At 63.1% G+C, this 7,346-nt stretch carries 7 protein-coding genes; 6 read left to right on the forward strand and 1 reads right to left on the reverse strand.

From position 1 onward, the window contains the following. Both ABD704_RS14620 and ABD704_RS14625 read left to right on the forward strand, forming a co-directional pair. Positions 1-4,173, forward strand: a complete 4,173-nt coding sequence (locus ABD704_RS14620; protein WP_344700429.1) for a translocation/assembly module TamB domain-containing protein — start codon at positions 1-3, stop codon at positions 4,171-4,173. Positions 4,174-4,435: 262 nt separating this feature from the next. Continuing rightward, entirely contained in the window at positions 4,436-4,867 is a 432-nt protein-coding gene (locus tag ABD704_RS14625) for a hypothetical protein (protein ID WP_344700430.1), read from the forward strand. A 28-nt stretch (positions 4,868-4,895) separates the two neighbouring features. Here ABD704_RS14625 and ABD704_RS14630 read toward each other — a convergent pair whose 3' ends face one another. Then, positions 4,896-5,165: a hypothetical protein gene (locus ABD704_RS14630; protein WP_344700431.1), complete on the reverse strand. Its 270-nt coding sequence runs from the start codon at positions 5,163-5,165 to the stop codon at positions 4,896-4,898. Between the two features lie 90 nt (positions 5,166-5,255). On the opposite strand from ABD704_RS14630, the gene ABD704_RS14635 reads away from it, so the two are divergent. From ABD704_RS14635 to ABD704_RS14650, 4 genes are all read left to right on the forward strand, one after another. After that, on the forward strand, positions 5,256-5,411 hold the full coding sequence (locus ABD704_RS14635) for a hypothetical protein (RefSeq protein ID WP_344700432.1): 156 nt from the start codon (positions 5,256-5,258) through the stop codon (positions 5,409-5,411). 214 nt (positions 5,412-5,625) lie between these two features. Further along, positions 5,626-5,811 (forward strand): hypothetical protein, encoded by a 186-nt coding sequence (locus ABD704_RS14640; protein ID WP_344700433.1) that lies wholly within the window; start codon positions 5,626-5,628, stop codon positions 5,809-5,811. Positions 5,812-5,980: 169 nt separating this feature from the next. Beyond that, on the forward strand, positions 5,981-6,316 hold the full coding sequence (locus tag ABD704_RS14645) for a hypothetical protein (RefSeq protein ID WP_344700434.1): 336 nt from the start codon (positions 5,981-5,983) through the stop codon (positions 6,314-6,316). A 165-nt stretch (positions 6,317-6,481) separates the two neighbouring features. Then, complete coding sequence (locus tag ABD704_RS14650; protein WP_344700435.1) at positions 6,482-7,126, forward strand: methyltransferase family protein; 645 nt, start codon at positions 6,482-6,484, stop codon at positions 7,124-7,126. Positions 7,127-7,346 lie beyond the last annotated feature (220 nt).

Here is a 7,346-nt window from a genome sequence, read left to right on the forward strand (position 1 = left end):
GTGGCCGAGATCGCCGCCACCGCCGAAGGTACCCCGCCGCCACCGCGAAGACTGCGCCCCGACTGGCGCTGGCGTCTTCTGAACGAGCTGTTCGCGGCCTTCGTCGCCTTGCTGTTCCTGTTAGCCGGCGCGCTCGTGCTGCTCGACAGCGCGCCCGGGCACCGTTTCATCATCGACCGGATCCAACGACTCGAGACCGCTTCGGGGCTGAAGATCAGGATCGGCCGCATCGACGGATCTATCTTCGGCAAGTCGCAGCTGAAGAATGTTGCGGTCTCCGATCAGAAGGGCGTGTTCCTGACGTCGCCCAACATCAAGCTCGATTGGGCGCCGGGCGCGTGGCTCAGGAATAAGCTGTCGATCGACAGCCTGACGGCCGAGCGCGTTACGCTGACCCGCATCCCGGCGCTCAAGCCGACGGGCCGCACGGGTCCCATCCTTCCCGGCTTCGACATTCACGTTGGCGAGCTTCGCGTGGATCGCCTCGACATCGGACCAGGGGTCGCCGGTCAGCCGCGGAGCGGAAGCCTGCGCGGCAAGGCCGACGTCCACGAGGGCCGAGCCCTCGTCGAGCTTCAGGCGCAGATGAACAATGGTGGCGACCGCGTCGTCTTCAAGCTCGACGCCGAGCCCGACCGGAACAAGTTCGATGTCGCGGCGCACGTGGTGTCGCCGGCGAACGGGGTCATCCCCGCGCTCGCCGGGACGAAGCGCGCCATCAATCTCGATGTGGACGGGAAGGGAAGCTGGAAGAAATGGCGCGGGAACGCCGCGCTCGACCTTTCGGGACGCCCGGCGCTTCGCCTGGCGCTAGGTGTCGATAACGGCCGCTACCGTTTGCAGGGCAAGTGGGCACCGGCGCAATTCCTCACGGGCAAGCTCCGCCGCCTGACCGTGCCGTGGGTCAACATCCGCGGCGACGCGACCTTGAAAGACCGCATCATCGACGGTGAGTTCGTCGCCGGTACGCCCGAGTTGCGCGCCATCGCCAAGGGCGCGGTCGATCTCGGCAACAATCGCTATCGGGGAATGCGGCTCGGCGTCGACCTGCTGACGCCGTCCGCGCTGTTCCCCAACATGACTGGCCGCAACGTGCGCATGGTGTGGACGCTCGACGGTCCGTTTGCGACGGCGGACTATTCCTACCGCCTGAGCTCGCCGCACGTACAGTTCGACAACACCGGCTTCGACGACCTGCGTGCGGAAGGGCGGGGGAGGCTGTCGGGCTGGCCGATGCGCGTTCCCATCCGCCTGTCCGCCCGCGCCATCACCGGCATCGGCGACGTCGCCGGGGCCATGCTCGCCAATCCGCGGATCGAAGGCTGGCTCAGCATCACGCCGAAGCTTGTGCGCGGAGACGGCCTCAGGCTGACGAGCGCCAAGTGGACTGGAAAGATCTCGCTGCTTATCGACCTCGTCTCCGGCCGGTTCGACGTGACGCTGTCAGGCGCGATGCAGCGCTACCTCATCCCGGGTCTAGGTATCGTCGACGTGATGACCGACCTCCGCGTTGTGCCCGGACCCAACAACAAAGGATCGCACGTCGTCGGCACGGCAAAGGCGTGGGTACGCCGCCTCGATAACAGCTTCTTCCGCGATCTAACCGGCGGTCTGCCATCGCTAACGACGAACCTGGAACGCGGCGCGGACGGGATCGTCCACTTCACCAATTTGCAGATCTATTCGCCCAAGCTCAGGCTATCGGGCGCCGGACAGCGCTTCCATGACGGGACGTTCCACATCGTCGCGGCGGGGCGGCAGGCGAAATACGGGCCGGTCAAGCTGACGCTGGACGGTCATATCGAGCGGCCAAAGCTGGATATTTTCCTCGACCGCCCCAATGACAGCCTCGGCCTTCATGCGGTGCGGTTGCTGCTCGATCCGACGCCGGCTGGATTCAATTATCGCGCAAACGGCGGTTCGAGGCTGGGTCCGTTCACGAGCAACGGCCGCATACTGCTTCCGCACAATGGCGCGACCATCATCTCGATCGCGGCGCTCGACGCCGGCGGCGCACATGCGAGCGGAGACTTGCGTTCGGATCCTGGAGGCTTCAGCGGCCGCCTCCAACTCGCGGGCGGCACGCTTGGCGGCACGCTGGACTTCTCGCCCGTGCACGGCGCGCAGCGGATCGACGCGCATCTCGTCGCTAACGGCGCGAACTTTCCCGGCGCTTTCGCGGTTCGGATGGGGAGGGCGGATGGCACCATCATTCTCGCCGACGAGCGCACGACGATCGACGGCTCGATCGACGCGCGCGGCATCTCCACCGGCGCGATTACGCTGGCGCGGCTGACGGCGAACGCGAAGCTTATGAACGGAAGCGGCCAGGTCCGCGCCGCCTTCGCCGGCCGGCGAGGCGCGGCATTCGCATTCTCGACGCTCGCCGACGTTACTCCCAACCAGATCCGGCTCACCGGCGAAGGCCGCATCGAACGCCAGGCGCTTGTCCTAAACCAGGCCGCCGTTCTTACCCGGTCGGGAGACGGCTGGGAGCTTTCGCCGACGAACCTCAGCTTTGCCGGCGGAACTGCGATCGTCTCGGGCCGCAGCGGCTCCCGCCCGGAAGTGCACGCGCAGGTTCAAGGCATGCCGCTCGAAGTCCTGGATGTCGCCTGGCCCAAGCTCGACCTGTCAGGCTCGGCGACTGGCCGGCTCGATTATGCCTGGAAGGGCAATCGCGTGGGCCGGCTCAACCTTAAGGTCCGCGGTTTGAGCCGCGCTGGACTAGTGCTTGCCTCCAAGCCGATCGATGCGGGCATCGCAGCCGTGATCAACGGCAATCAGGCGGCCATGCGTGCCGTTGCCGCAAGCAACGGCACGGTCGTCGGCCGCGCACAGGCGCGATTTGCGCCGCTCGGCAACGGGCCGTTGTTCACCGAGTTGCTCAACGCGCCGCTGTTTGCGCAGCTTCGTTACGGGGGACCGGCGGACACCCTGTGGCGCCTGACGGGCAGCGAAGTCATCGACGTGTCCGGGCCGCTCGCGATCGGCGCCGACATCGGCGGGCGCTTCGCCGACCCGGTGATCCGCGGCTCGCTGCGGACACAGAATGCGCGGCTGGAAAGCCAGGTCACCGGCATGGTCATCGAACAGCTGACGACGCAGGCGCGCTTCTCGGGTCCGCAGCTCATCTTCAACCAGATTTCCGGCACCACCTCCGGCGGCGGCTCGGTGACCGGCAACGGTACGATCACCTTTAGCGGCGGTCGCACCGCGCTGAACCTCGGCTTTAACGCGAGCCAGGCGCTGCTGCTGAATCGCGACGACGTCGCCGCGCGCGTGACCGGGCCGCTGCAGATCCGCTCCGATGGGCAGACCGGCACGATTTCCGGCGATCTCAAGATGAACAAGGGCCGTTTCCAACTCGGCCGCGCGAGCGCCGCAGCGGCCGTGCCGCGCCTAAATGTGCGCGAGATCGGCCTCGACCCGGAAGACGTCATCGAGGCGAAGGACCTTCATCCGTGGAAGCTCGCGATCAAGCTCACCGGCAACGACGTTCAGGTGACGGGCCTCGGCATCAATAGTCGCTGGACCACGAATTTGCAGGTCGGGGGATTCGCGGATCAACCGCGCTTCACCGGGCGCGCCGAGCTGGTTCAAGGCAATTACGATTTCGCGGGACGCATCTTCCGGCTCGAGCGCGGGGTCATCCGCTTCCTTGGGGAAAGCCCGCCCGACCCGCTGCTCGACATTCGCGCCGAAGCCTCGCTCCAGGGTTTGAGCGCGAGCGTCATCGTGTCGGGGACCGGCCAGAAGCCGGAGATCACCTTCGCCAGCGTCCCGGCCATGGCGCAGGACGAGCTTTTGTCTCGCATCCTGTTCGGCACGTCGATCACCAACTTGTCGGCGCCAGAAGCGCTTCAGCTCGCGTCGGCGGTTGCGGCGCTGCGCTCAGGCTCGGGCAGCCTCGATCCGATCAATGCCCTTCGTCGAGCCGTCGGCCTCGACCGGCTTCGCATTGTCCCGGCGGACGTCGCGACCGGCCAGAAGACGGCGATCGCCGCCGGCAAGTACATCACGCGCAACCTGTTCGTGGAGGTCGTAACCGATGGCCAGGGCTATTCCGCGACGCAGGTGGAGTATCAGATGACCCGTTGGCTCTCGCTCCTGTCGACCATCTCCACCGTCGGCCGCTCCAGCGCCAGCGTCCGGGTCAGCAAGGATTATTAGGCGCGGATCTGCTTCGGACTCGGAGCGGGTGGAGGCTTAACGTCACTAAAGTCACTAAAGCCACGGAGAACGGCGCTTTAGCCGTGACCTTATCGACGTTTCGCGGTCGGATCTGGCATCGGACTTTGGGAATGAGCCTTGCCGCGCTTGCGGGCAGACAAGCTGGCAGTCGAAGTCCTATTTTGGAAGCTGCCCGGCTAGCGTCTGCTTTGGGTGGAAAGCGGACATTGCAGAGCCACGCCTGTCGTGACAGCTTTTGCCAATGAAGATTGACGCTCAAAACTACGAACGGATGCGGGCCTGGTTTGCCCGTCTTGCTCGCGAGACCATTCCGGCCCAGTTGCGAACTGCTGAGAATGATCCGGTAAAGTGTCTTGACCAGCTTGCTGCGAGGTGGCCTGCGAAGGCCCGATCAGGGCTGGCTACGGCCATAGGCGACACTATTGAAGCGACAGACGGTTGGCCTCGCGATCGAGTTGCAGCGATCGACATTGAACTCGTGCACGAAGGTTTGCCGAGCCTAACTGCGATGCGGTTCCAGTTCTCCAAGACTATCAGTCGGGTCGTACGTTGCGGCAGTATCAAGAACGAAGTTGAGTATTATGCCGTTCGGAATGCTGCCGAACGGGCGCAGGACGATCAAGAGCCGCTTTGGGAGCTTCTCTCAGAGTTTGAGCAGCGGCCAGCGGGCTAGTGGCCGGAATGGGTGGAAACCGACGGTTCTACTGACGGCTGAAAGCGACACTCTCGCCGGCGGCGAACGGCGGATGGGAGATCGCCGCGAACCAGTCGCTACTGAAATCAGGAAGCGCCTGTAGGTGGTCGATGAAATCCCAGCCGACCAGCTCCTCATGGAACGTGTACATTTCCTCCCCGACGAGCACCTCACAACAGATTAGATCGGTCGTGAGCTCGTCGCGCTTATAGAACGTCACCTTGGCAATGTCGTGCAGCTGAAGCCTGGCGAGTACCTCTGCGTCAATAGCGGCCATACGAGGAACTTTGGCTGTGCTTCCTAATGGCCGCAATGGTTGGAGAGCGGACATTGACGCGCACGCGTCGCGCGTGGACGTTTGCTTCCCATGAAGCGGATAAAACCACTGTTTCTCATTATCGCTGCTTTAGCGCTGGTTGTCGGCGGCATCGTTTTGAAGACCATCACCGCCGAGGGCTGTGTGGGCCATGGAGGTGTGGTGGCCGGGCCGATGAGCCGAAGTCAGTACTGCGTTAACCGGTAGTTTCCGCAATGGGTCGAAAGCGGACGCTGGGCTCGCGGCGACTTTGGTAGAAGGAGACATTCTGGCGCTGTCCGCGAACTGGCTGCATGATGATGGGATGACGCTGAACCGAGCTCTCCTTTGCACCACGCTGTTACTCTCAGGCTGCGTTTCAGTTGATCCCAAACAACCGCCCCTCGTTGTAAATGTTAAGGCGGAAGGCAGTGCCTGCCGTGTGACCGTCGACCGCCAGCGCGTCACGCAGAAGCAGCTCTTGGAGATCGCGGTTAAGGCCGCCGCGCGGCGAGGAATCGTCGTGTACGACGAAGACGCTCCTTACCAGTGCTTCGCGTCGGCGATCATTACTATGCAGCAGGCTGGAATGACGTCAGTCGACGCCGCGAAATGGGAGAATCACTAGCGACAGCAATGGGCGCGTGGTGGACGTCCCTGCCCTACGTCCAACTTTGGCCGTTAGCGGCTCGTCCGCTTGTGGCAGGTTTCGACCCATTCCTGCCATTAGCCTCGGATTGAGTGTGGCCCCTTGCAGACATTCGGCTGCGGGCTAAGCTCGCGGGCGAAGGGCGTGCGTGTTCTACTACATCGAACCCGAGGTTGCGGGTGGCCTAGGGCCGAAATCAGAAACGCGGCGGGACGATGGCCGCTTGGTTGTCACCCGCCTTAACTACGAGTTCGACGGTTGGCTTGGTGACGCTCTTGTCGAAACCACCCCATGCTTCATTCTGACTGAGAGCGGCTGTGAGGCCATACAGGCGGCCGCCCTGACAGGAGTTCGGTTTGCCGATGTTGAGGTGTCCTGTTCGCCGACATTCACCGAGCTTTATCCGACGCGGGATTTGCCCCCGTTCCGATGGATGATTGTGGATGGCGCGCCGGGTCAGGACGACTTTGGCTGGAGCAGCTGACCTTCGTTCCGCAAGCGCAATAACAGCAGCACTTGATGCTCAGATCTCTAAGATAGCGGGGATGACGTCTCTGAAAAGCCGCACCACAGCTATCCTTGCCACGGCCATATGCGGACTCGTCGCTGCCGCGTTCTTCTTGATGGTGAAGGATGTTCATACCACCAAATGGTCGACGTTTCGAACTTCAGCTACCGACGCGTACTAGCACGGGCCAAGGAGAGTAAGCCTGTGCAGGTCACATTGGCAGAAATGATCAGATGGGGGTGCGTCGGCTTACTTTCAGCGATCGGCGTCTGGTTCGCGAGCGCAGTCCACCATTTCGACAGGCGCAGCCCACGAAAGCCATTGCTGGGAGCACTGCTGGCCCTGTCCACCGCGACGGCGGTGGCCACCATTGTCACAGTCGGCAGGAGTTCACGAATCCCTGAGCTGCGGTCGATGGCAGCTGCGGCGCTCGGTTTACTTGCGGCGCTGGTGTTCCAGTCTGCGTTGCGAGCCACGCGCGATCGGTCGCTGTCACTTGCGTTCTCAAGAGCGACTCCGCCGACGCTGGTTATTACCGGTCCGTACCGGCACGTCAGGCATCCTTTGTACAGCGCATACGTGCTCTTTTGGTCTTCATGTGCCCTGCTTGCAGGAACAGTCGCGGTCGCGCTGCTCGTTGCCTCCGTTGCAGCGCTGTACGTCGTGGCAGCACGGATGGAGGAAGCCGACATAATGCGGTCGAAGCTCGCGGCGGAGTACTCAAAATATCGCGCGGCAACCGGGATGCTGGTTCCAATTCCGAGCAAACTCAGACTGAACTCCTAAGCTCCTGGCTGGACAGGTCTGAATGGGGTCGTCGGCGGCGACTCGCGACGTCTTCTTTGGGTCCAAAACGGACGCTAGCTCGCTAGCGGCAGGTTTGGGTGGAAAGCTGCCACTAGCCGAGGTCCGCCTTTACGTAAGACTACGCATTTGCGGATGCAGGAGCGCTGATTAGCCGCACTCTTGTACCAAGAGGTTCGAACACATGTCGGCAGTCAACCAT

The sequence above is a fragment of the Sphingomonas limnosediminicola genome (assembly GCF_039537965.1).
GTDB lineage: Bacteria > Pseudomonadota > Alphaproteobacteria > Sphingomonadales > Sphingomonadaceae > Sphingomicrobium > Sphingomicrobium limnosediminicola.

Excerpts from the sequence above, each read along its gene's own strand:
- ABD704_RS14650 (WP_344700435.1), top strand. The coding sequence starts at position 6,482 with ATGGTCGACGTTTCGAACTTCAGCTACCGACGCGTACTAGCACGGGCC.
- ABD704_RS14630 (WP_344700431.1), bottom strand. The coding sequence starts at position 5,165 with ATGGCCGCTATTGACGCAGAGGTACTCGCCAGGCTTCAGCTGCACGAC.
- ABD704_RS14635 (WP_344700432.1), top strand. The coding sequence starts at position 5,256 with ATGAAGCGGATAAAACCACTGTTTCTCATTATCGCTGCTTTAGCGCTG.
- ABD704_RS14625 (WP_344700430.1), top strand. The coding sequence starts at position 4,436 with ATGAAGATTGACGCTCAAAACTACGAACGGATGCGGGCCTGGTTTGCC.